This window comes from Shewanella sp. T24-MNA-CIBAN-0130 (assembly GCF_040310185.1).
Lineage (GTDB): Bacteria > Pseudomonadota > Gammaproteobacteria > Enterobacterales > Shewanellaceae > Shewanella > Shewanella psychromarinicola.
Genome location: NZ_JBEOPP010000009.1, coordinates 83601 through 107536, shown reverse-complemented (window position 1 = coordinate 107536; position 23936 = coordinate 83601). Strand labels below are relative to the sequence as shown.

Annotated in this window: 18 protein-coding genes; 7 read left to right on the top strand and 11 right to left on the bottom strand. The window is 43.5% G+C overall.

Going from position 1 to position 23936, the window contains the following annotated elements:
- The first annotated feature begins 11 nt into the window (after window positions 1-11).
- Window positions 12-398 carry a hypothetical protein gene (locus AAEZ02_RS05990; RefSeq protein WP_351077107.1) on the top strand — a complete coding sequence of 129 codons (387 nt, stop codon included), beginning with the start codon at window positions 12-14 and terminating at the stop codon, window positions 396-398.
- 12 nt (window positions 399-410) lie between these two features.
- Here AAEZ02_RS05990 and AAEZ02_RS05985 read toward each other — a convergent pair whose 3' ends face one another.
- Window positions 411-1424, bottom strand: coding sequence for an oxidoreductase (locus AAEZ02_RS05985; protein ID WP_124011869.1), 1014 nt, complete (start codon window positions 1422-1424; stop codon window positions 411-413).
- A 9-nt stretch (window positions 1425-1433) separates the two neighbouring features.
- Window positions 1434-2048, bottom strand: coding sequence for a LysE family translocator (locus AAEZ02_RS05980; RefSeq protein WP_351077104.1), 615 nt, complete (start codon window positions 2046-2048; stop codon window positions 1434-1436).
- A gap of 380 nt (window positions 2049-2428) precedes the next feature.
- Here AAEZ02_RS05980 and AAEZ02_RS05975 point away from each other — a divergent pair, with 380 nt between their 5' ends.
- Window positions 2429-2926 carry a tRNA-uridine aminocarboxypropyltransferase gene (locus AAEZ02_RS05975; protein ID WP_164839504.1) on the top strand — a complete coding sequence of 166 codons (498 nt, stop codon included), beginning with the start codon at window positions 2429-2431 and terminating at the stop codon, window positions 2924-2926.
- Window positions 2927-3445: 519 nt separating this feature from the next.
- Here the strand turns inward: AAEZ02_RS05975 and AAEZ02_RS05970 are convergent.
- From AAEZ02_RS05970 to AAEZ02_RS05945, 6 genes are all read right to left on the bottom strand, one after another.
- Window positions 3446-4171 carry a DUF6445 family protein gene (locus tag AAEZ02_RS05970; RefSeq protein WP_124011866.1) on the bottom strand — a complete coding sequence of 242 codons (726 nt, stop codon included), beginning with the start codon at window positions 4169-4171 and terminating at the stop codon, window positions 3446-3448.
- 5 nt (window positions 4172-4176) lie between these two features.
- Window positions 4177-5670, bottom strand: coding sequence for a tryptophan halogenase family protein (locus AAEZ02_RS05965; protein WP_124011865.1), 1494 nt, complete (start codon window positions 5668-5670; stop codon window positions 4177-4179).
- Window positions 5671-5712: 42 nt separating this feature from the next.
- A complete protein-coding gene (locus tag AAEZ02_RS05960) occupies window positions 5713-6786 on the bottom strand; it encodes a cupin-like domain-containing protein (protein ID WP_233768551.1) in 1074 nt (357 codons plus the stop codon).
- Between the two features lie 6 nt (window positions 6787-6792).
- Window positions 6793-7515 carry a SapC family protein gene (locus AAEZ02_RS05955; RefSeq protein WP_124011864.1) on the bottom strand — a complete coding sequence of 241 codons (723 nt, stop codon included), beginning with the start codon at window positions 7513-7515 and terminating at the stop codon, window positions 6793-6795.
- Window positions 7516-7644: 129 nt separating this feature from the next.
- Complete coding sequence (locus tag AAEZ02_RS05950; RefSeq protein ID WP_124011863.1) at window positions 7645-9240, bottom strand: tryptophan halogenase family protein; 1596 nt, start codon at window positions 9238-9240, stop codon at window positions 7645-7647.
- A 405-nt stretch (window positions 9241-9645) separates the two neighbouring features.
- Complete coding sequence (locus AAEZ02_RS05945) at window positions 9646-12582, bottom strand: TonB-dependent receptor (protein WP_124011862.1); 2937 nt, start codon at window positions 12580-12582, stop codon at window positions 9646-9648.
- Between the two features lie 514 nt (window positions 12583-13096).
- Here AAEZ02_RS05945 and AAEZ02_RS05940 point away from each other — a divergent pair.
- Window positions 13097-13249, top strand: coding sequence for a hypothetical protein (locus AAEZ02_RS05940; RefSeq protein WP_164839503.1), 153 nt, complete (start codon window positions 13097-13099; stop codon window positions 13247-13249).
- A gap of 9 nt (window positions 13250-13258) precedes the next feature.
- Here AAEZ02_RS05940 and AAEZ02_RS05935 read toward each other — a convergent pair whose 3' ends face one another.
- The 3 genes from AAEZ02_RS05935 to AAEZ02_RS05925 form a co-directional block, all read right to left on the bottom strand.
- A complete protein-coding gene (locus AAEZ02_RS05935) occupies window positions 13259-14275 on the bottom strand; it encodes a LacI family DNA-binding transcriptional regulator (protein WP_124011861.1) in 1017 nt (338 codons plus the stop codon).
- A 317-nt stretch (window positions 14276-14592) separates the two neighbouring features.
- Window positions 14593-15921, bottom strand: coding sequence for a glycoside-pentoside-hexuronide (GPH):cation symporter (locus AAEZ02_RS05930; protein WP_351077092.1), 1329 nt, complete (start codon window positions 15919-15921; stop codon window positions 14593-14595).
- 97 nt (window positions 15922-16018) lie between these two features.
- Window positions 16019-17350 carry a GH1 family beta-glucosidase gene (locus tag AAEZ02_RS05925; protein ID WP_124011859.1) on the bottom strand — a complete coding sequence of 444 codons (1332 nt, stop codon included), beginning with the start codon at window positions 17348-17350 and terminating at the stop codon, window positions 16019-16021.
- A 352-nt stretch (window positions 17351-17702) separates the two neighbouring features.
- Between AAEZ02_RS05925 and AAEZ02_RS05920 the strand changes: the two genes are divergently transcribed.
- The 4 genes from AAEZ02_RS05920 (at window position 17703) to mak (ending at window position 23812) form a co-directional block, all read left to right on the top strand.
- Entirely contained in the window at window positions 17703-19010 is a 1308-nt protein-coding gene (locus AAEZ02_RS05920) for a sugar MFS transporter (protein ID WP_124011858.1), read from the top strand.
- A gap of 10 nt (window positions 19011-19020) precedes the next feature.
- On the top strand, window positions 19021-21660 hold the full coding sequence (locus tag AAEZ02_RS05915) for a glycoside hydrolase family 3 protein (RefSeq protein WP_351077088.1): 2640 nt from the start codon (window positions 19021-19023) through the stop codon (window positions 21658-21660).
- 372 nt (window positions 21661-22032) lie between these two features.
- Entirely contained in the window at window positions 22033-22833 is an 801-nt protein-coding gene (gene cysQ, locus AAEZ02_RS05910; RefSeq protein ID WP_351077085.1) for a 3'(2'),5'-bisphosphate nucleotidase CysQ, read from the top strand.
- A 73-nt stretch (window positions 22834-22906) separates the two neighbouring features.
- Window positions 22907-23812: a fructokinase gene (mak, locus tag AAEZ02_RS05905; protein ID WP_101032241.1), complete on the top strand. Its 906-nt coding sequence runs from the start codon at window positions 22907-22909 to the stop codon at window positions 23810-23812.
- The last annotated feature ends 124 nt before the right edge of the window (window positions 23813-23936 follow it).

The following is a 23936-nucleotide window of genomic DNA, read 5'->3' as shown; positions in this document are numbered from 1 at the left end:
AGGTAACGCTATTGCCGCCAGTATACTTTAAGCGAGGCTCATCAGCGCCAAGACAACGGCGCTCAAATCACACAACACCTGCTCAGCATATGACGTATTTTGAGCAAGTGTTTGCCGAGCTTCGGCGTCACCCTGAAAAGATAGCCATTGTTAGGTACAATATTGCTCAGTTTCAAGCACAGCCATATCTGAAAAAAGGTCTGCACACGGCAATTGATCGTTTATTGTTGGTGTTTGAAGACGATAACGACATCGAACTCTTGTATCGCCAAGTGATGAGTGATGATAATATTGCGCTGCGAGTAAGACGCTACCCGCTGATTTTTAAGGGGATTATTAAAATTAATGCCGACAGTGTCGCCGGCAGTAATGTCGATGCTGATCTCATTAAAGATTAATCGTCTTTCGCGTTAACTCAAGGCTAATTCGGTCACCATCACCCGCGCGGCAAATTCACCGGGTCCGGCCAAAATAGCGCGACCAACGGCAACAAGATCAACTTGTTTTGTGGCGAGTATGGTCTCAATATAATCAACCGTTTCAATACCGCCTACGCCAATGACGGCAGCTGAGGTTTTGCCTTTAAGCGGCGCGGCATCGTCAACTAAAAAACCTTCGCCACGTTTATCTTTAGGCCGATTCCAACCACCAATTCCCGATGATACATTCAAAATTTCAACCCCAGCACCCACTAACCACTGAGCGACTTGACCCATATCCGTATGGGATAATCCACCTGGATAGCCATCTTGACCAGGGATCCGCGTCATCACAGCCAATCTTGGCGTGGCTTGTTTTATTGCGCGGACAATTTCTAGCAAAATTCGAGTTCGGTTTTCAAGGCTACCACCATATTGATCATCACGTTGATTGGTCAATGGCGATAACCACTGATTAATGCCGTAGCCATGGGCACAATGAATTTCGACTAAATCAAAACCCGCTTTATCGGCACGAATAGCGGCACTCACAAAGTCTTGCTGCCATTGTGCTATGTCATCGAGTGTCATTGCTCTTGGTGTCGGCAATACGCGGTCATAGGCTGGCACTGTAATGCCTGAAGGGCCCATCACATCTGAGCTAATTCCTGCACTGTCTTTACCGCCACAATGGGTAATTTGTAGACCTGTTGTCGCGCCTGCATGGTGTAACGCGCTAGCGATGATGCTAAGTCCCGCAATGCAGGCATCATCATGAGCGCCTAATTGATTCGATTCACTGCGACCAGCAAGATTGACGTGGCTGTATTCAACCATCACCAGCCCAGCACCCGATTGGGCTAGGTTTTGATAATGAGTTAGGGTTTGCTCGGTGGCCAAGCCATTATTGTCTGCGGTTTGCGATGCCATTGGTGGCACCACAACACGGTTTTTTAAGGTTAATCCATTGATTAACGTCAATGGGGCAAAGCGTAGCGCGGTCATTGCAACATCCTATATATTTATGGCTATCAATATGCCAGCAATCAACATAATACTGCCTGCAGTACGATTCATTATCGTTGCCGCCTTAGGGGAGGTAAATACCTGTTTTGCACTTGATGCCAAATAAGCATAAGTGAGATTAACTGAACCAAAAGAGAGGGCTGCAATGGTTAGTATGATAATGACATCGGTAAAGTCTACTTGGTTCATCGGCACAAAAGCAGGGAAAAAACTGACATAAAATATCAATGCTTTAGGGTTGCCTAAGGCGATTATAATACCGGTTAATAAATTTTTGGCCAGATTGACTTTCGGCGCGGCGGCTAATTGCACGCCGTTTGCTGTAGTGCGCAACATGCTGACCCCAAGCCAGCATAAATACAGCGCACTGGCGTATTTTATCAGCTCGAACGCTGGCCCCATAGCGTGAGCAATCGCCGATAAACCAAACAGTGCTAACAGGATATACAGAAAATCTCCGAGCAGCACCCCAAAGGTCATCGCAGCCCCATGTGTAAACCCATTTGAGAATGAGCGCGACACCACCGCAAAAACCGCCGGACCGGGGACCATCGCTAAAATGAGCATGGTGAAAAATAGCCCGATAACTTGCTGGAATATCATTAACTCACTTCAACTTGGGTTAAGGGATGGGATTATATCCTAAATTGTTGCTTTTAAGGTACTAAAGCTAAGGTCACAATGGAACCTTGTGCTGACGGTATACATCTAACGTTAAGATATAGGCTAAAAGCGAAGCAAAAGGCCTAGATGCTAGGACGCTGCGCGGCTAGAGGCTATAAAATCTTAGCAGCGAAGCTGTCACTAGAACCTAGCAAACCGAAGGTCGCTCTAGCCGCTATAGGCGCTCTATTCCTAGGGATCTATCCTGTCGACATGCTCAATACTGCCTTTCGAGGTCGTTTGGGTATCGTTATCGTTATCGTTTTTGCATGAGTGTGTTACATTTCTGGCTTAGATCATTGTGTGGACTAAGTATTGTTGTGAATATCATTTTGTTGACCCATCCTCGAGAAGTGTTGCGAGCCAATAATACTGGGCAGTTGGTAACAAAAGTGCTGGGCGAACGTGTTCGTGTGGTTGAGTGGCATCGTAAACAGCCAGATGCTGCATTATTGAGTGCGATAGAAGCCGGTAAAGTGGGCTTAGTGTTTCCAAGTGCTGACACATTGGCTAATGTTGAGGTACCTTCGCGGGTAGATCAGCCGTTACATCAACCGTCATATGAGTATTTAGTCATCATTGATGCAACATGGCAAGAAGCGCGCAAGATGTTTAATCAAAGCCCTTATTTAAAAGCACTCGCTAAAGTGTCCTTGGTGGGCACGTCCAAGTCGATATATCCGTTAAGACGCAATCAAATTGAAGGCGGATTATGTACTGCTGAATGTGTCATACATATACTGACTGAGTCGAAAAACCTAACTGAAGCACATCAGCTTAGTCAGTTATTGATGACATTTATTGGCGCTAATCCCTAATGGCACGAGCAACCCCTAAATCAATGGCAAATAAAATTCAGTGGTAAATCTTCGCAATATTGAGTGCCGTTTAACTTCGACATAATAAAAACGCTCACTAACAATAAAAATGGCGCTGGGTATATTTAGTCCTGTTGGCGCTAACGGTTAACTCGCATTAATCGCCTTTGCCCAGAGTTAGCCATTATCGCCTTCGCAAATGCAACTCAGAGTCAAAAATCAACTTGAGTCGATCCCGCCGCTCAGCCAACAATGTAACCGCGCCGTTTGCCACTTTATGTTCCAGCGTCCAAAATCCGGCTTTCAATATTTAGCTTTCAACATCCAGCTTTCAACGTCCAAAATGGTGATGGCGATTTATATCACGCTCATTTAAATGAAATTATTTTGCGAGATGATGCGTTAACCGCTCCACAAAACACCATAAAATGAGTCACAGCAAGTCAATACTACGCCGCCAGCGGGATAAATAACTGTTTGATAACAGGACATTATTCCAAATATTATTCTGCGCTGAGGTTATGCAAACTGAATAAAAATATTGGCGGTGAGTCGCCCTGAACTGGGGTTAGCATCTATGTCGGTGAGTGGATTAACCAAGGTTGAATGAAGCAAATTGCCGGGGTAAATAACTAAGCGATTAGGGCGATATTCTATTTGATGATACAAGCGGTAATGCTCATCGCTGGCAACAAAGTAACTGGGTGTTGTTTGTGTTTTAGCATCTAGAAAAGGTTGCGCTTTGGTAAAATAATGGTCGATGTTTTCCGCGGTGATCCGCTCATAATCGGTCAAATTATGCTTAAAAAACCCCGTGTCGCCATGTGGGCCATCATTAAGATAATGTAAAATGGCGAAGTAATGCGGGCTTGGGGTGTCAAAATGGGGCAAGCATTGCAGCGGTGCTAGGGTTTGTGGCTGTGTATCGATGAGTGAATAGACGCACTGTTGCGGCTTTAAACGTAACTGAGTTGGAATGTGATAAACATCATAAATCAACTGAAACACCGCATTGATAACGTCGATGACATATTGCCTTGGCAACGATGTGCGTTGCCCTGGATAATACGAGCCTTGATCTTGATTAAATTGGCTATCGTTGATAGCAATATCAACCAGCTTGGAGATGTCTCCTGCAAAGTTATCAATCACTATCACCGGCGTTTGTTGTTGGCCAATAAAATGCACTTGTGGTGCAATATTATTGACCTCAACGATCGGCTTTGAGGCTTCAGATGCTGACATCCGCTCTAGCCTTGCATCGCCGTCGATTTACAGTAATGCTGCACAAAGTCATGATGGGCAGGTAAGGTATCGACTTTACGTTTCACCGTGGCTTTGATGCTGTTTAAAAAGCTAGCCAATTCCGCGTCTTCCATCATGTCGACAATCGGATGATATTCTTTAGGCTGTAAACCTTGGCCCATCATCACTTGGATCCACGAGCTCTCACCAAAGAGTTCGTTACCGTATTTGTAGACTTTACCAGACTGGCTAAACATGTCGATACGATGTTGTAATGAGGCTGGGATCGGCATGTTTTTGCAATAACGCCAAAAACGGCTGTCTTCACGGTCGGTCACTTTATAGTGCAGAATAATAAAGTCGCGAATGTTGTCGATTTCAATCTTGGTTTGTTGGTTAAATTCATCTACGTCAGCTTGAATAACCCCATGAGACGGAAACAGCTGCAATAAGCGCACTATGCTGCGTTGGATCATATGAATGCTGGTGGATTCTAACGGCTCTAAAAATCCGGCTGATAAGCCAACTGCAATACAGTTTTTATTCCAATGCTGACGACGAGTGCCGGTTTTGAATTTAATCACCCGAGGTTGATTGATAGGCTTACCTTCAATATTGTTGAGTAACAATTCGGTGGCATCGGCGTCAGAGATATATTTGCTGCAAAATACTAAGCCATTACCGGTACGAGTTTGCAACGGAATGCGCCACTGCCAGCCAGACTCTCGGGCAATGGAACGTGTGTAAGGGATCGGTTTTTGCACCGCCTCTGTTTGGACTGCAATCGCACTGTCGCACGGGAGCCAATGGCTCCAATCTTCAAAGCCAGTATTTAAGGTTTGCTCGATTAATAAGGCTTTAAAACCGGTGCAATCGATAAATAAATCACCTTCGATGAGCTCGCCATTTTCAAGTTGTAATGCGCGAATATTACCGCTGTCTTCATGCTGCAACACATCGGCAATTTTGCCTTCAATACGGGTCATGCCATGATGCTCTGCAAATTTTCGCAGAAACTTAGCGTAAAGGCTCGCATCCATATGGTAGGCATGGTTGTAATCTTGGTTTGGTAGCACCGCAAAACGGCCCTCACGAGCGGCTAAATGTTCAGTGCAATAGTCACCAATCTCGCTGACGATGTTTTTTTGTTGACCTTTAAGCCAAAAGTGTTGAAAACCACAGGCCCAGCAGTCTTTGCCTAAAAAACCAAATGAGTGCAAATAGTCTTTATTGACGTCATGCCAGTTTTCAAATTGAATCCCGAGTTTAAAGGTGGCGTTGGTGGCGGCCATCACATCTTGCTCTTTTAATCCCAGTAAGCGATGAAACACGTGCAGAGTGGGAATGGTGGCTTCGCCCACACCGACAGTGCCAATTTCATCGGATTCGACTAAGACAATATCAAGGTTTTTGCCCAATAGTTTGCTAAAGGCGGCCGCGGCCATCCAACCTGCTGTACCACCACCGGCTATGACCACTTTTTTAACTGATTTATTCATCTTGGGCATCCTGTTTAATGTCTTAGTCTCTTGCATTTAGCATTATCGTTTTAATTTGTTAATTAAGTCTGCGCGTAATTTACGGGCGTTTAGTTCATCTAATGGCTTGGTTAACATGCCTTTAGCATTGTCTGGAATGTGGCTGTCATCAACATCGTCATGATCGAAAATGTAATGCTCAAACAGTGCTTTCCATGCTTGGCGTTGTGCTTTCGGTAATGAGCGCAGGCTTAACATGCTGTGGAGCAGGGCATTGTTCGGTCGCCCTAAATGGCCCGGTGTGTCGCGCCACCAATGGGTAATGAGTACGTTAAAGTCTTCAACGCCACGGACATGGTGCCACCACATACTGGGGATAAACAGCACATCACCAGGACTCAGTTCAGCGGTAAAGGATGCCGCAAGTGCCTGCTTAAATTTTGGGAAACGCGCAAAGTCAGGGGCGGCAAAATCGACCATGCTGATGTCTTGTCCGCCAGGGGCGAACTCCATTGGCCCAACATATAAATTACTGATTTGCTCGGGCGGAAATAAGGTAAAGGTGCGTTTTCCGACAGCGTTACAAGCCAGGTTGAGGGGGAAGTCAAAATGCGCGGCAACTTTGGTTTGGTTGCCAAGCCAAATACTGGTTAATGCTTGTGTGGGCGATAAATCTAAACTGTTTTGTTCACCAAGCCCAGGCAAACATTGGTGAATGTCAGTTGAGCCCATGTAAATTCCAGCAGGTGCTTTACTCGCATTCTCTTGTTGTATGCGACTTAATAATTGGTTGAAATCAAGGCGGCCCGCTTGGTAATTAAAGCCATTAACTTGCTGATTATAAAACACTCGCCCATGTTGATCTTGGGGTAAATAATACGCGGTAACGGCTGATCCCTGATAAAATTGACGCAGATAATCCATCGCTTTATCAGCAGACTCAAGACCTGCTTGCACTAAAGGCCAGTGACGGCATAAGCCTTTAAACACCATAGGTGTATCTGCATGTTCAATATGAGCCAGTACGTTATCTAAGGTCCAATCGCTAACGCTGTCGACAGTTTGTATCGAGTCAGTTTGTTTAAGATCCGGTAGCGCTGGCTCAGATCGAGTTGGATCAGCGTTGGGCATCACCATAATCAATTAACCTTGGGCGTTTTTAAGGTTAAGAAGCTCGCGAACTTTACTGTGTGAAGCTAATGTCATGTAAATGGCTTGCAAGTAACCTTGCTGGTGTAATGTGCCCAGTGTTTCAGCTGATAATCCGGCTAGGGTATTTTCATTAATGGTATAAAAGCCAATCATTTGATGTTTTTGGCCATTATCTAATTCGATGTCTAAGGTGAAAGATTCGAGCAACTCATGTTGAATTAAGATATCGATAAAGCGATTACTGTCGATGATCCCGTGGTGAATAGCTTCAAGCATTTCACCCATTTCATCTAATAGTGGTGTGTTACCGCCATAGGGTAAAAACAACGCTTCACCTTCGGTTCGGCCAACTCTTGGGTGCTCTACATCGAGGTGAATAACGCGTTGCTGACGTTCAATGCCATCTTCTTGTACGGTTTGTTGGCCAATCAAAAACGGCTGGCGGCGAACGCTAAGGGGGATATACGATGCATTCCAACCAGCGTCAGATAAAAACAGATTCTCATCCTGCTGAAAACCAAACAATGCCACAGAGTAAAACTGGCCAGTTGCCGCGTCCTTATGGAAAAAAATAGGATAATGAGCTTGAACGCTGCGAAATTCTTGTGGAAAGGTCACGCTGTACCAAAGGTTGTCGCCTAATGCGGCAGAGCGGTTGGTGATAACCTTTAGATCTTTATGATCGATACTGTTAAGTAATACATGTTGGCTCATATTGATGTCCTATCTTATTCGTTCAAATACATTGTGTTGTTATGATTATTGTAGGTGATCTATAGTTCTAGTGGTTTTCAATGCTAACCGCTTTAATACTAGCAGCCCAGCTTGCTCAGCTAAAGTGTATTACAGTTTAGGAAACCCGTATTGGGCCACTTTTTCCAGTAAAGCGCGATTGCTGGGTAAGCTTTTACTTAATGCTTGAGTGCGTTGCTGGTTGTCGTTAAAAAGTTGCTGTGCCAGTTGTTGCATTGACGGTTTAACATGAGTGGGTAACTGAGTTTGAAAACCCATGCCATACAAGACATATTGAAAACTGGCGGCCGGAAATAAAGCTTCTTTATAACTAATATCATACTGGCTTGGTACTTGGTAGCGCCATAATTCAAGTTTGGCTTGTAAACTGTCGGGTATCGATTGGTTATCGCGATGGTCGCGCCAATAGCCATCAACTTCACGTTGGCTTATTACATAATGCAGTTTCAAAAAGTCGATGATTTGTTGCCAGTGTAATTGGTAGCGATCGTTCACCCTTGCTGCGATGGTATCCATCACTTGACGGTTGGGGGGTAATTGCTGCGCTAAGGTTGAGGCTGTCCATTCAATTAACGCCAATGCTGAGGCTTCTAATGGTTCAATAAACCCTGCTGCCATGCCAATGGCAATACAATTGTTTTGCCAACACTTGGCTCGATAACCGGGATTGAAGGATAATTTACGCGGTTGAAGTTTATCGATAGTGGCTGCGTCCCCCAAATAGGTAAACAGTGTTCTCTCGGCGTCAGCGTCATTGGTATGGCTTGATGAATACACATACCCCACGCCTTTGCGTGTAGGTAGGCCTATGTCCCAAATCCAACCGTTTTGTTGCGCGGTTGAATGAGTACAAGACGCTATAGGACTGCCATCTCCTGAATAAGGTACTTGTACCGCAAGGGCGGTGTCATTAAATAATACCGCTTTTTGGCATAAAAACGGCACGTGTAAATGCTCACCCAACAACAGTGACTTAGTGCCACTGCAGTCGATAAATAATTGACCACTAATCTCGCCATTTTCTAGGGTGACCAGTTTGGCGATATCACCATTATCATGGTTAACAATATGACTGACATGATCGCGAATATGGCTTATCCCAAGTTTTTGGGTGCAATGTTCGGTCAACAGTTGGCTGAATTTTCCGGCATTAAGATGGTAGCCATAATTATTTTGAAAATGATACTGCGCCGATGAAATGGATTTTGGCGCTAACCCCAGTTGAGTTAGAACCTCTTGACTACTGACGGCTTCGGCAAAGCTGACTTGGTCTGCATGGGACAACCAAAATGGACATAAGTCGAGCTCTTGATGGCCGTGGGGTAAGCTAAAGGGATGCAAGTAACTGTCTGATTGAGCTGGATTACCTACTTGGGCGTTATGGCTAGCAGGATCACGGCGCCAATGAATAAATCGTGAACCTTGTTTAAAGCTGGCGTCGCAACGACGAATAAACTCGTTTTCATCGATGCCAATTTTACTCAAGGTTGAACGCATCGAAGGCCAAGTGCCTTCACCAACACCGATTGTGGCGACGTCGGGAGATTCTATTAAGGTAATGTTGAGCTTGGGCGAGTGGGCTAGGACACCATTATCAACATTATGCTCAGCAGCCAGTAATCCAGCGGTTATCCAACCGGCTGTACCGCCTCCAACAATGACTATTTCGGTGATTGCGTTTTGCATAATCTCTACCTACGCCTTTGGCACTATCGTTATTAATATTGTTGTTATTATTATCGTTATTTGTGTTGCAGATTTTATGATGTTCAAGTCATATCATAAGTAGAATTCAATAAAATGTAACCACTTTCAAGTATTGGTTTTTCAATCTCTGCTCAAAAGCTTGTTGAGAGCTTAGGCTGAAATAAAAATAGTAACGTCCTTGTTACTTAAGGTGTTGCAATAAAAAGAGGTGACAAAGTCTGTGCACCTCAATGACCTAAAAATAAAACGTTTTAACATTTTCCGCCTAACGCCAAGGGTATTAGGCGGAATGTCTTTTAGCGCGATGCTCTTTAGCTAAATGTCCCTTAGCTAAATACGACTTAGCGCAATATCACTAAGCTCAATGTTACTAACGTTATGGGCTTAGAAAGTATAACGAGCGCCTAAGCTATAACGTGCGCCGGTTTCGGTTAGGTTTAACACTTGCTCGCCAGCACGTCCGTGAACACGGGTGTACTCTTCAGTAATGTTAAGTCCCTCGAAGAACACGGTTAAGCCTTCTACAGATTCGATGTCGTAGCTAACAGACAAATCGATTTGTGAGTAGGCTTCAGTGTACTTAGGGTTAGCCCCCGTATCTTGACTACGCGAGTTTAAGAACTCGTCACGCCAGTTGTACGCCACACGTGCTTGGAAACCATAGTTTTCGTACACTAGTACGGCGTTAGCGGTATCACTGATGCCGATGATTGCAGATTGATCTGCTAATGAGTAATTGTTGTATGCCTCGTCACTATCAACCAAGGTATAGTTAGCAATTACACCAAAACCAGTTTCACCAAAGAAGTGCTGTACTGCTAATTCCCAACCATCAATCACTGACTTACGTGAGCTGTTGGATGGGGTGTCGACGTTAAAGCTTAATAATTCATCATTATTAGCCGCACTGCCACTGATGGTTTGATTGGCAACATCTACGGCGGCATTATCAGCAAAGTTATTGAAAATATAGTCACGAACTTCGCCTGCTTCGGTTGTACCCGTTGCTGCTACTGCTGCTTTATATAAATCACCTGATGCAGGGTTATAAATGCCGTTAGTGCTTTTAACGATGCCATTGCTGATGAAGTTTTCAGTATCTTTGCGGAAATAACCCACAGACACATAGCTTGATGGGGCGTAATACCACTCTGCTGAGAAGTCGATATTTTGCGACTCTAACGGCAGTAATGTTGGATTACCCGCTGAAGCACCACCATTAGTACGGTTAGCGAGCGTGGCTAATACAGTACCACCTTGAATGTCAGTGTAATTAGGGCGACCAATCGTTTCGCTGTAAGCCGCACGTAGCATCACATCTTCTACCACTTCAATATTGAAGTTGAAACTTGGCAGAATGTAGTCGTAATCACCTGATTTAGTTTCAAATACTTGCTCACCAGTAGGTGTTAATGCAATTTCAGTTTCGGCAATCCAATCTGCGCCATCATAGCCCGCTACTGCAGCTGTTGAGGTAACGTCAGTTTGCTCATAACGTAAGCCAAAATGCACGTCATACGGCATGCCGGCAATTTCGTTATCGTAGTTGTACTGTAGGTAAACGGCTTGTGATTCTTCTTCCGTAAAACGGTCAGTTTCAGCCGCATAATTAGTTGATGGACAGAAGCCATTTCCACAGTCACCACTTACCGAAGAGGCATAATTTGCTGCCGCGAAGTCACGAACAGAATGAAAGTCCCACATGAAAATGGTATTTAAAATATCGAAGTTACCATCAGTAAGCGAGAAATCACCGCCTGTGGCATCAAATTTGTCTTGAATCGTATCTGCTGGGAACCAAGCGTCTTCAAAGTCACCCGCCGATCCCACGCCCCCCCAATCGTTACGTTGCACGTTAACGGATTTAGAGTGATTATTGACATTGGTCAACTCAATACCAAAGTCAATGCTACCCACGTCGTCAAAGATATATTCACCGTCAAACTGATATTGATCAATTTCAGACTTATTACGCTCGTTAGTGAACACAGAACCGGTAAGAAGCATATCTGCAGGGGTGACGGCATTACCACCACCAACTGCCAGGATAGGTAAATCACCACTAAAGTCAGTAGCTGCACTCGTACGCACAAAAGCTGCGGTACTTAAGCTGTTACTTGAACCGTAAAGATTATTAGGTTTATTTTCAGCCGTTGAGTTGTGCGCATCGAATGTCAGTTTTAAGCTATCTGTCGCTTGCCACTCAATGTTAAAACCTAATGATCCACTTTCGTTACGTACGCCATAATCGCCTGCTGCCATTGATAAGTCAGCAGGTGCGTCATAAGTTTCAGAATAAATGAGTGGTGATGCAATCGGGCCATCACTCCACACGTTTTCAGATGGTACAAAGTTAAACCAAGCTGATACGTCGTTAGATTGGGTGTCGATATCGTTACGCATGTAGGTGTAATCTAAACTCGCGACGATGGTATCAATGGGGCTGTACTGTAAGACTAACTGGCCATTAGTTCGAGTACGTTGCTGTTCTTCAAAACGATAAATGGTGGTTTGTGGTACTGAGTAAATGTCGTCATCACCAGGGCGATTAACTTGGGTGTCGTCTTTTGCAACGCCGCCCCATTCACTGTTGTCTGTCGTACCGGGAAAGCTGCGCCAGCCTGTACCGACTTGCGCTTGCTGGTTACCACTTTCACGTTCTTGATAACTGGCCGATAGCGAAATACCAAATTTATCATCAGCAAACGTGTTTGAGTATAAACCTGATAACTCAGGAGTAACTGAGCCATTATCTGTTGATTGATCATCAACCGCTTTTACACCAAATGAGGCTTTTAACCCCGGCGAACTAAATGGCTTGTGGGTTAAAATATTGATAGTTGAACCAATACCACCGGTTGAGTTTGACGCTAAGCTGGTTTTATAAACTTCAACACCGCTGATACTTTCTGATGCAATGTTAGCAAAGTCAAATGAACGCGAGCCAGTGGTAACAGGCATTTGACGACCATTGAGGGTGATCAAATTATAGTCAGGGCCAAAACCACGCACCGTGACTTTACTGCCTTCACCGTTTTCACGATCAATCGACACCCCAGTGATACGCTGTAACGATTCAGCTAAGTTGGTGTCAGGAAACTTACCAATATCTTCTGCAGAAATAGAGTCTACGACTCCATTTGAAGAACGTTTGACATCCATTGATTTAATTAAACTGCCACGAATACCTGTGACCTGTAACACTTCTATGTTTTCTTCACTGGCTTCATCAGCAGCATAGGCCGGTAGCATACTGCTAACACCAAGCACTAGCGATAAACTGGTAGCAAGCTTGGTTTTGGTAAATGTTGTTGTTTTCATCTAGGAAATCCCCATTGACTAGATTCTACTTCTCTCAATATTGCGGGTTAGGCGCAAGTCGTTTTTTTAATTCTCTATCCACGCGGTAATCATTATTTATAAATAGTTGTGTTATAAAACTGCTAATGTAAGCGCTTACATAAAACTAGTGCAAAACGTGACCGCCGTCAACAAAAACAAGTTTTAATTATTACATTTCGTTAACTTCTGTGTAAGGTTTTTTATTAATATTATTTTTAATTGTTGTTTGTAAACAGCTTAATTTTTATTAAAATACGCACGCAAAAATGTAAGCGCTTTCTTTTGTTAAGCGATTTGTGAATGAAATTAGTAATAAGTTATCTGATAAATCACAAGATCAGCAGCACATTTTGTAAACTACATTCTATCGAAGGGATGCTGGCACAGGGGTGGTGGTTAATCATGCTTGAAACAGATTGAGCTTATGATATCAATCTGTTTCATTATCAGAATAGCTTAGAGTGGCTCAAGTTTTTCAATTTATGGCGCATTAATGCAACGCAAAAGAAGAACGCTTGAGTCGCTACATGAGCAGATAGTAAATACGATTGGTAAGATGGCGGATCAACTTGAAAAGGTATCAGCAACATTGACATTAAGGGCATTACAACCCTTGATAGCAGCGCATATTGTCGACAGCTCTTGAAAATGAAAGTTAATTATCGTGGTTTGTTGAAATCGCTTTAGCCGAATCACGGATAAATAACTCAGGTTGAAACGAGCTCTCAACCGTGACGTCTTTATCGTTATACACTTGCTGTAATACCCAACGAGCAGCCATTTTACCCATTTCATGGATTGGGTTATTAACGGTCGATAGCTTAGGTGAGATGTATTGTGGAAATGGAATATTATCGTAGCCGATAAATGAAATATCGTCCGGTACGCGCAAACCTCGCTCTAAACACACCGATATTGCCCCAGAGGCCATTTGATCGCTAGCACATACCACCGCAGTGATGGGTTTATTGCGTGACAGTAAATATTCCATTGCATCACTACCGCCAAATTCGCGGAAGTTACCTTCAAAGCACAATTCTGGGTCGAATGGTACTTGGTATTCTTGCAGGGCTCGTTTATGCCCTTTAAGACGATCTCTGGCATCGAGTTTGTATAATGGCCCAGAAATATAGGCGACATCTTTATGCCCAAGCGACAGGATATATTGAGTCGCCATATAACCACCAAGTTCATTTTCTAAATAAACACAACGCTCTTTAATTGATTCAATATAGCGGTTAATAAAGACCACTGGCGTTGATGCTTTGCTTAGCTTAATCAGGTACTCATCAGATACGGCTTCAATGTCTAAAATCAACGCATCACAGCCGCGACTTAATAAAAACTCAACCGCTTCTTTTTCTTGTTTTTCATCACTGTGACCGGCGGCAATAATGACATGTTTATTGGCAGTGCGAAGGGCTGTTTCGATTTCTGTCATCATTGGGCCATAATAAGGGCCATCAAGTTGTGACACTAACACTCCGACACTATTGGAACAGTTTGAGGCTAATGATTGGGCAATAGTGTTTGGGCGATAGCCCAGCGCCGCCATTGCATCGAGTACTTTTTGCTTCGTTTTATCACTGACTTTGGTGTTGTCGTTCATCACTCTGGACACTGTCGCCAGAGACACACCTGCCATCACGGATACATCGTAAATTGTTGCCATATTATTGTATTTATACCAATCAAATTAAATATTTAGTCAGATCAGAGCCGCTCAAGCATTTAAATTCAAGGCACATTGATATAAAAATGGTTATGCCGTTTTACATCAATGCAACACAGAAATGGAATACTTAAGTGCCTCCCGTAGGGCGGGTTTTAGCGTGCTTTATGCTGCGCTGAACGCTTTCGCCAGAGCGCGAGTATGACGTCAATCGTTCTCCTTGCTGACAGCGCTTTGAGTTTCCGCTAATGAGCAAATATTTAATACGATTGGTATCCAGCCAGCTTGGATCACATGGTTCCAAGACTAACATGCTTTTATTTCGCTTCTCTATTTAATTCTAAGTGAATTTGGTCCACTTTTTGATTATCTAAGGTGTACCAACGCATGACAAAAGCCACCAGTAATGAACCAATAGCAGGGTAAATGGTGAATGATAATAATATCCCTTGTTGGGTATGCTCTGTTTGGATAACATCAGCCTGATAACCATAACCAGCCAGTAACCAACCCGCGGCAGCGCCACCAATAGCGACCCCAAGTTTGATAAAGAAAATCACCGATGAATAAATCATCCCAGTAATACGCACGCCGTTTTTATATTGACCGTAATCGACTACATCAGCCATTTTGGCCCAGAGTAACGGGGTAGCCATGTTGAAGGTAAACCCCCACACAATAAACATCGCAAAAGCTAACACCACTTGGTCACTTGCAACAAAGTAGCTGATGACACACATTGCTGCCGCGATCAGCTGCAAGGTGATGTAGGCTTTTACTTTACAAAAACGCTTCGCTAACGGCTCAGCCAAAATGCAGCCAAAAATGTTACCGACCATTCCAAGGGTAATAAACAGTGTGATGGAATCTGGCATATTTAAGAAATATTTAACGTAGTAAATCGCTAAACTGGTGCGCAATACCATTCCTGATAATAAGCATACTGCCGCTATGGCTAACACACGCCATTGGTCATTCTGGAGCATGTCAGTAAAGTCTTTTTTAAAGCTTGATTGCTGATCAACGGGCGGATGTAGGCGTTCTTTGGTGCCCCAAAAGCAGACCAAAAACATCGCTACCCCCAAAATACTCATGGCAGCTATGGTCAGTTGGTAGCCTTTTGCTTGATCGCCTTTACCTAAAAACTCCACCAATGGCAAGGTTAGGCCAGACACCAATAATCCGCCCAGCATCGCAAACACAAAACGATATGATTGCACTGATACCCGTTCTTTAGGGTCGGCAGTCAATACCCCGCCTAAGGCACAGTAAGGAATGTTAATGGCGGTATAAACCATCATTAATGCCGTGTAGGTCACGAAGGCATAAATCATTTTGCCATCTTCAGACAAATCTGGGGTGGTAAAGGCAAGTACGCTGATTATTCCAAAGGGCAGGGCAAACCATAATAGGTAGGGTCTAAATTTTCCCCAACGAGTATGGGTTCGGTCAGTTAATGCACCCATTAATGGATCGGTAATGGCATCAATTAAGCGAACGGCTAAAAACATGGTGCCAACAAATGCAGGTGAAATACCGAAAATATCGGTGTAGAAAAAGGTTAAAAATAGCATTACCGTTTGGAATACAATGTTACTGGCGGTGTCCCCAAGTCCGTAGGCTACTTTTTCTCTTATACTGATCATACATGCCTCAATTATTATTTTATATTTTAAAATGATGCAACTGTTTGAATAAGATTAAGTCATTTAGATAACGACTTAATCTCCATTTTATGTTTAGTTATTTTCTTGCGCTAATAAAGTCTCGATATGCGTGTGCACTGGTTTTTAAGGTGCGCTGTTGGTTAGCATAATCGACATAGACAATACCGAAGCGTTTTAAATAACCTTCTGCCCACTCAAAATTATCCATCAAACTCCAAGCAAAGTAGCCCACAACATTAACACCTTGTTCAATGGCCTTGTTTACTGCATTTAAGTGGGCGTCATAATATTTGACTCTGTCAACATCATCTACCTTGCCATCTAGCAGTTTATCGTTCATTGCCGCACCATTTTCAGTAATGTATATCGGTGGTAATGGATAAAGCGCATGTAATGAGGTTAGCAAATCAGTAAAGGCTTGCGGATAAATTTCCCAGCCCATATCGGTTTTAGGTTTGCCAACCATGTCTACTTGGCTAAAGCCATTTTCCGCATCGGCTTTATAAACCGCGCGGGTATAGAAGTTAATCCCTAAAAAATCGATGGGTTGGGCGATAATATCAAAATCACCGTCTTCAATAATGGGTACATCTTCTGCGGCAAAATCATTGATGATGTCTGGGTAGCACCGGTCAAATAACGGTTTTATGTACCATTGATTAAAGTATTGGTCGGCTTTGTCGGCGGCTTGTACGTCTGCAACGCTGTCGGTTGCGCTATAACAAGGGGTAAAGTTAAGCACAATACCATTTTGGCTAGTTGGGCTGTTTTTTTGCAGTACCTTCATGGCTAGGCCATGTGCCAGTAATAAATGATGCGCCGATTGGCGACCATAAGCCTTTTTCGCTAATCCAGGTGCATGAACGCCAATTTCATAGCCTAAGTAAGAGCTGCAAAAAGGTTCGTTAAAGGTGGCATAGGAATACACTCTGTCACCGAACGCTTGAGTGATTTTGTCGGCGTAGTCCGCAAACTGATAGGCCGTTTGACGATTTAACCAACCACCATTATCTTCAATATGTTGCGGTAAATCCCAGTGATATAAGGTGACAAAAGGTTTAATACCGCGACGGATTAATTCATCAAGTAAGTCGGTATAAAACTGAACACCTTGTGGGTTAAGGCTGCCATCTTGGTGCATAACCCGAGGCCAGGAAATTGATAAACGGTAGGCATCAACCCCTAATGATTCAATTAAATCAATGTCTTCACGCCATAATTTAACGTGCTCGCAAGCTTGCTCACCGTTAGAGTTATCACGAATTTTACCTTTAGTGGCACAAAATGTATCCCATATACAAGGGAGGCGTGATGCCACTGCGCCTTCAATTTGAAAAGAAGCAGTCGCCACACCAAAGGTGAACGCTTTTGAATGCATTTTGGAATCGGCTGGTAACATAATTTTCATATATTTATTCACTTAGTATTGATTAATTTTGTCTATTTTTATTAATAACGTATTAGATTGAAACACCCCGAGAAAAGCCATTGTGACGTGTTAACTACACAGTAAAAATTATGCTCTAGCGTTTAAAAATCGTTGACATCAGTTATCGATATGTTAAAAATGAAAGCGCTTACATTGAGATTAGTGATTAATTATCCAAAGGTCAATAATTGATTCGGCTAATTATTATCAATGAACCAAATGCAACATTGTCGGTGTTGACCTGACGATATGGAGATTATTTTTGGTGATATTGTCACTGACGTAAGGTACTGCAACCCAACATAACGATTAACAACAATAAGGGAATGTCATGGCGACTTCGCAGCTTCAATCAGAATTAACTCAGATTAATTCAACCCATCAGCAGGGGAACTTTCGCTTTGCGTTAGTGGCGTTAACATCGTTATTTTTTATGTGGGGCTTTCTAACCTGCCTCAATGACATTTTAATCCCTTACTTAAAAAATATGTTTGACCTTAATTACACCCAAGCGATGCTGGTGCAGTTTTGCTTTTTTGGGGCCTACTTTATTGTGTCGATCCCGGCGGGTGCGCTAGTGGGTAAGATTGGTTATCAGAAAGGTATTATTACCGGATTAATTATTGCCTGTATTGGCTGTTTACTGTTTTACCCATCGGCTAGTTATGGCTCTTACAATATGTTCTTGTTTGCTTTTTTTGTATTAGCATCAGGTATTACTATTTTGCAAGTGTCAGCCAATCCTTATGTCAGTGCGTTAGGCCCTGCTGAAACGGCATCATCTCGGTTAACGTTAACCCAAGCATTTAATTCATTAGGCACTACCGTTGCGCCATTTTTCGGTAGTTGGTTAATTTTGTCGACGGTGGAGCACGACGATAAAATCACAGAAGTTGGCGAAGTGATTGGCCAGCTATCTGTTCAGCAACAAGCCAGTGCAGTACAAACGCCTTATCTTATTTTAGCGGGTGCGTTGTTTGTATTGGCATTCATTTTTATTTTGCTAAAACTGCCTTTACTGGGTAAACGAGACACTCAGTCTAGTGCAGCAGTCAAAGGCAGCGCATGGCAATATCCACATCTGGTATTGGGTGCGGTAGGTATTTTTGTTTATGTTGGTGCTGAGGTCGGTATTGGCAGTTTTTTGATCAGTTTTTTAACTCAAGATCATATTGGCGGGGTGTCTGAATCGCAGGCAGCACATTATATTGCTTACTACTTTGGTGGTGCGATGGTAGGGCGCTTTATTGGCGCTGCTGTGATGCAAAAAATTAAAGCGGGTAAGGTGCTAGCGTTTAACGCGGTATGTGCTTGTATTTTGGTTGCTGCAGCCATGTTAAGTGCTGGCACCGTTGCCATGTGGGCGTTATTGCTAGTCGGATTATGCAACTCAATTATGTTCCCCACTATTTTCAGCTTAGCGTTACATGATTTAAAACAACACACTAGCCAAGGTTCGGGCATTTTATGCTTAGCCATTGTGGGTGGCGCGGTATTGCCGTTATTTCAAGGTATGTTAGCGGACAGTATTGGCATTCAATTAGCGTTTATTGTGCCTCTTTTATGTTACGGCTTTATTGGTTATTACGGGTTGATAGGGTGTGATGCAAAACGCCCCGTGTCAACAGAAATGGCGTAAGGGAAATACAATGAAACAGACTCAATTACAGCGTGTCTCGATAGCCATAACGTCGACAAAAACCAGCTTGATTGCCTTAGGTATTTTGTTTAGCCTCAGCGGGTGCAACGACAGTCAACCCACAAATAAGCTTGCTACAGAAGCCGCTGTTATTAATGTTACCGCTGAGAACACCGCATCAAAGTCATTAGCTATTTGGCCTCAATTAACCCCAGCCATAGCAAAAGATCCAGCATTAGAAGCCAATATTGATGCATTAGTGGCCAAGATGACGCTTGAACAAAAAGTGGCCCAGATGATCCAGCCAGAGATCCGTGATATTACCGTTGAAGATATGCGTAAATATGGTTTTGGATCATATCTTAATGGTGGCGGTGCTTATCCTAATAATGACAAGCACGCGACTCCAGCAGATTGGATTGCGTTAGCTGAATCATTTTATCAAGCATCAATTGATGACAGCGTCGACGGCATTAATATTCCAACCATGTGGGGCACCGATGCCGTACACGGTCATAACAATGTTATTGGCGCGACCTTATTTCCGCATAATATTGGTTTGGGCGCCGCCAATAACCCTAAATTAATTGAAAAAATTGCTGCGATTACAGCCAAAGAAGTCATGGTAACGGGGATTGATTGGGTATTTGCTCCCACCGTTGCGGTGGTGCGTGACGATCGCTGGGGCCGGACTTACGAAGGTTATTCTGAGGACCCACAGATTGTAAAAACCTATGCTTATGCCATTGTCGAAGGCCTACAAGGCTCAGTGAAAGGCGATTTTTTATCTGATCAACATGTTATTTCAACGGTAAAACACTTTTTAGGTGATGGCGGAACTGAAAAAGGCATAGACCAGGGCGAAAACCTGGCCAGTGAACAAGACTTATATGACATACATGCACAAGGCTATGTGGGTGGACTCAATGCTGGATCACAAAGTGTTATGGCATCATTTAATAGCTGGCATGGGGTTAAAAATCATGGCAATAAATATCTATTAACAGATGTACTTAAAGATAAATTAAATTTCGATGGTTTTGTGGTAGGTGATTGGAACGGTCACGGACAAGTTGCAGGCTGTACTAATGAGTCTTGTGCGCAAGCCGTCAATGCTGGGTTAGACATCTTTATGGTGCCAACTGCAGCTTGGAAACCATTATATGAAAATACTATCGCCCAAGTTAACCGCGGCGAGATTAGTCAAGCGCGGATAGACGATGCGGTAAGCCGTATTTTGCGAGTCAAGTTTCGTGCGGGTTTGTTTGAAAAACCTAGCCCTGTCAATCGTCCGTTATCGGGTAAAACAGAATTAATTGGTCAAGCAAGTCACCGTGAAGTAGCTCGCCAAGCGGTACGAGAATCATTAGTGCTGCTTAAAAATAATCAATCATTATTGCCGCTAAAGCCGAACGTTAAGGTGTTGGTTGCAGGTGATGCTGCGGATAATATCGGTAAACAATCCGGTGGCTGGACCATTACGTGGCAGGGCACTGATAACCAAAATAGTGACTTTCCTGGTGCTACGTCAATTTACGCTGGTATTGATAAATTGGTGACTCAAGCTGGTGGTAAAGCCACATTGAGTGTTGCCGGTGAATTTGACCCGCAGCAAAAACCTGATGTTGCAATAGTGGTGTTTGGAGAAGAGCCCTATGCAGAAGGTAACGGCGATATTGATAACGTAGAATATCAGCGTGGCGATAAGCGCGATTTGGCTTTATTGAAAAAGCTCAAAGCACAGGGGATCCCGGTGGTATCAGTATTTATCAGCGGTCGCCCAATGTGGGTTAACCCTGAATTTAACCAGTCAGATGCGTTTGTTGCCGCGTGGCTTCCAGGATCTGAAGGCCAAGGCATAGCAGACGTGTTGTTCACTAAGCCAGATGGAAGTGTTGCTTATGATTTTGTCGGTAAATTGTCATTCTCATGGCCATCTTCGCCACAGCAAACTCAAGTTAACGTGCCATTAGCGCAAGATAACAGCGCCCAAGCCCAAGCTGACTATCAACCGCTTATTCCTTACGGCTATGGGTTAACCTATCAGTCAGCGTCAACCGATGCGGTAACCTTAGATCAGTTATCAGAAGATAATTTTTCAGCCACTCAAACACTTGAAGACTTAGCTTTATTTGAACGCGCAGTGAAATCTCCTTGGTCAATGTACATAGCAACCAATAATGAGCGACAGGGCTTATCAAGCAGCGTGGCAAACAATAGTGCACTGAATATCCGTACTATGGATCGCGTAGTGCAAGAAGATGCACGCTTAGTCTCTTTTAATGGTAGTGAACAAGGGACTGTTGGTTTAATCAGTAATTTCCCGCGCGACTTTAGAGCCTACAGCAAAGGTCATTCAGCGTTATCACTGAGCATTAAAGTGCTGCAACCAGTACAAAAGCCGTTGTGGTTAGGGTTGGCGTGTGAAGGTGATTGCCGTCAACAAGTGGATATTGCCAAGCTGGTCAATACTAAATTAGGCGAATGGCAAGCCATCAGTGTATCGCTCAATTGTTTCGCTGGTGAGCCAATGGATTTTGCTAAACTTGTGTCGCCTTTTTATCTGGCCACGGAAGCGAAAGTTGAATTAAGCTTTAGCGATGTTGTCATCCAAGCCAAGCAAGGCGGCAATACCATTCAATGCCAGTAAAATATTTAATATTAAGGGGTTAGGGGTATTTTATTACTGATAAGCCTAGCTAATCATAATTAGAATGAAGGTGATAATAGCGCTTTAATATTGACTGGCGAATGCGAGACGATGACATAACGATATCTAGCGGTTGAATACAAATACAAAAATGGACTGTATTGCTTGAGTGTGACGTTGCTTGGCTTAGTATCTAACGGAGTTAATATACAGTTACTCAACAATCATACTTAGTTGTTGAAAACCGGTGCTTAGTTATTTTTGATTGAAGTGCAATCAAATGGTTATCAATCTATGATGTTAATAATGGCATAATGTCGTATCGATAGTGTGTTGATCTCTAACGTGATATGAATTTGATAAGGAATTGATTTGTCTAACATTGTATTTTCAAAAACAGACTTACAGCAAATAGTAACTCTCGCCAAACAAGCCGGCGAAGCCATTATGCAGGTTTATGCTCAAACTGATTTACAGATTGAAGTTAAACAAGATGATAGCCCGGTTACCGCGGCTGACATCGCTAGCCACAATGTGATTGTTGCCGGCCTTAAACAGCATTTTGCAGATATTGCTGTGATGAGTGAAGAAGATGCTGATATTAGTTGGGCAGAACGACAAACCTGGCAAACCTATTGGTTGATTGATCCACTGGATGGCACTAAAGAGTTTATTAAACGCAATGGTGAATTTACTGTCAATATTGCGCTGATCCACCAGGGACAAGCGATAGTCGGCGTAGTTTATGCGCCAGTATTAGGTAAATGTTATAGCGGCATTGTTGGCCAAGGTGCTTGGCTTGAGCATAACGGGCAGTTATCGATATTAGATATTCATGACCGAGCAGTGCAATCGCCACCTATTGTAGTTGGAAGTCGCTCTCACGTTAGCCCAGATGTTGCCGCTTATTTACAGACTATTGGCGAACACCAAATGTTAAGCGTCGGCAGTTCATTGAAATTTTGTATGGTGGCCGAAGGCCAAGCCGATGTTTATCCGAGACTAGGCCTAACCAGTGAATGGGATACTGCAGCAGCGCAAGCGGTATTGGAAAGTGCGGGTGGACGGGTTGTTGAATATCCGGCACTAACACCACTGCAATATAACCAGAAAGAAAATATTTTAAATCCGTATTTTATTGCCGCATCATCGGCATGGTTTGCCCGCAAGTAGTTGGAATCGTTTTCAGCCTTTGTTGGTCAAATATGGAATCCCAATTAATAATCAGCAAATGGAGTGACAAGTTATGATGCGCATGGGCGTCGATCTCGGTGGTACCAAAATTGAAATAGTGGCGTTAGCCGAAGATGGTGCTGAAATTTTCAGGAAGCGCATTTCTACTCCCAAAAACTACCCTGGAACCATTGAAGCCATTGTGAGTTTAGTTGCCGATGCTGAATCGGCCACAGGACAAATCGGTTCTGTAGGTGTTGGGATCCCAGGGGTCGTGTCACCGTTTACCGGCTTGGTAAAAAACTCAAATTCAACCTGGATTAACGGTCATCCTTTAGACAAAGACTTAAGTGAATTGCTGAACCGCGAAGTGCGTGTTGCCAATGATGCAAACTGTTTTGCGGTATCAGAAGCGGTTGACGGCGCTGCCGCCGGTAAAGGTGTTGTTTTTGGTGGCATTATCGGTACAGGTTGTGGTGCAGGTATTGCCATTAACGGCCGTGTACATGGCGGTGGTAATGGCATTGGCGGCGAATGGGGGCATAATCCACTACCTTGGATGACGGCCGATGAGTTTAATACCACCACTTGTTTTTGTGGTAATCGTGACTGTATTGAAACCTTTATTTCGGGTACTGGCTTTGTGCGTGATTTTCGCGCCGTAGGCGGTGAAGCAACCAGTGGCATTCAAATTGCTGAAATGATGCAACAGGGTGATCCATTGGCAACAGCTGCATTTGAGCGTTATATCGATCGTCTAGCGCGTTCACTTGCGCACGTGATTAATATGATGGACCCAGACATGATTGTACTCGGTGGCGGCGTCTCTAATATCGATGCCATTTATACCGAACTACCTAAAGTGTTACCCAAATATGTTGTTGGCCGTGAATGCGGAACCCAAGTCGTTAAGAATAAGTTTGGTGCTTCTTCAGGCGTTCGCGGCGCAGCATGGCTGTGGGGCAAAGACCAGACGTAGCTTCAGTTTCATTTCTGTGAGAACGAGTCTTAATTCATATCATTGAGCGTTAATCTGCTCCTTATACCAAACGGCACTTAACAAGTGCCGTTTTTGTTTACTCTATATGGTTTGTATTCGAAGC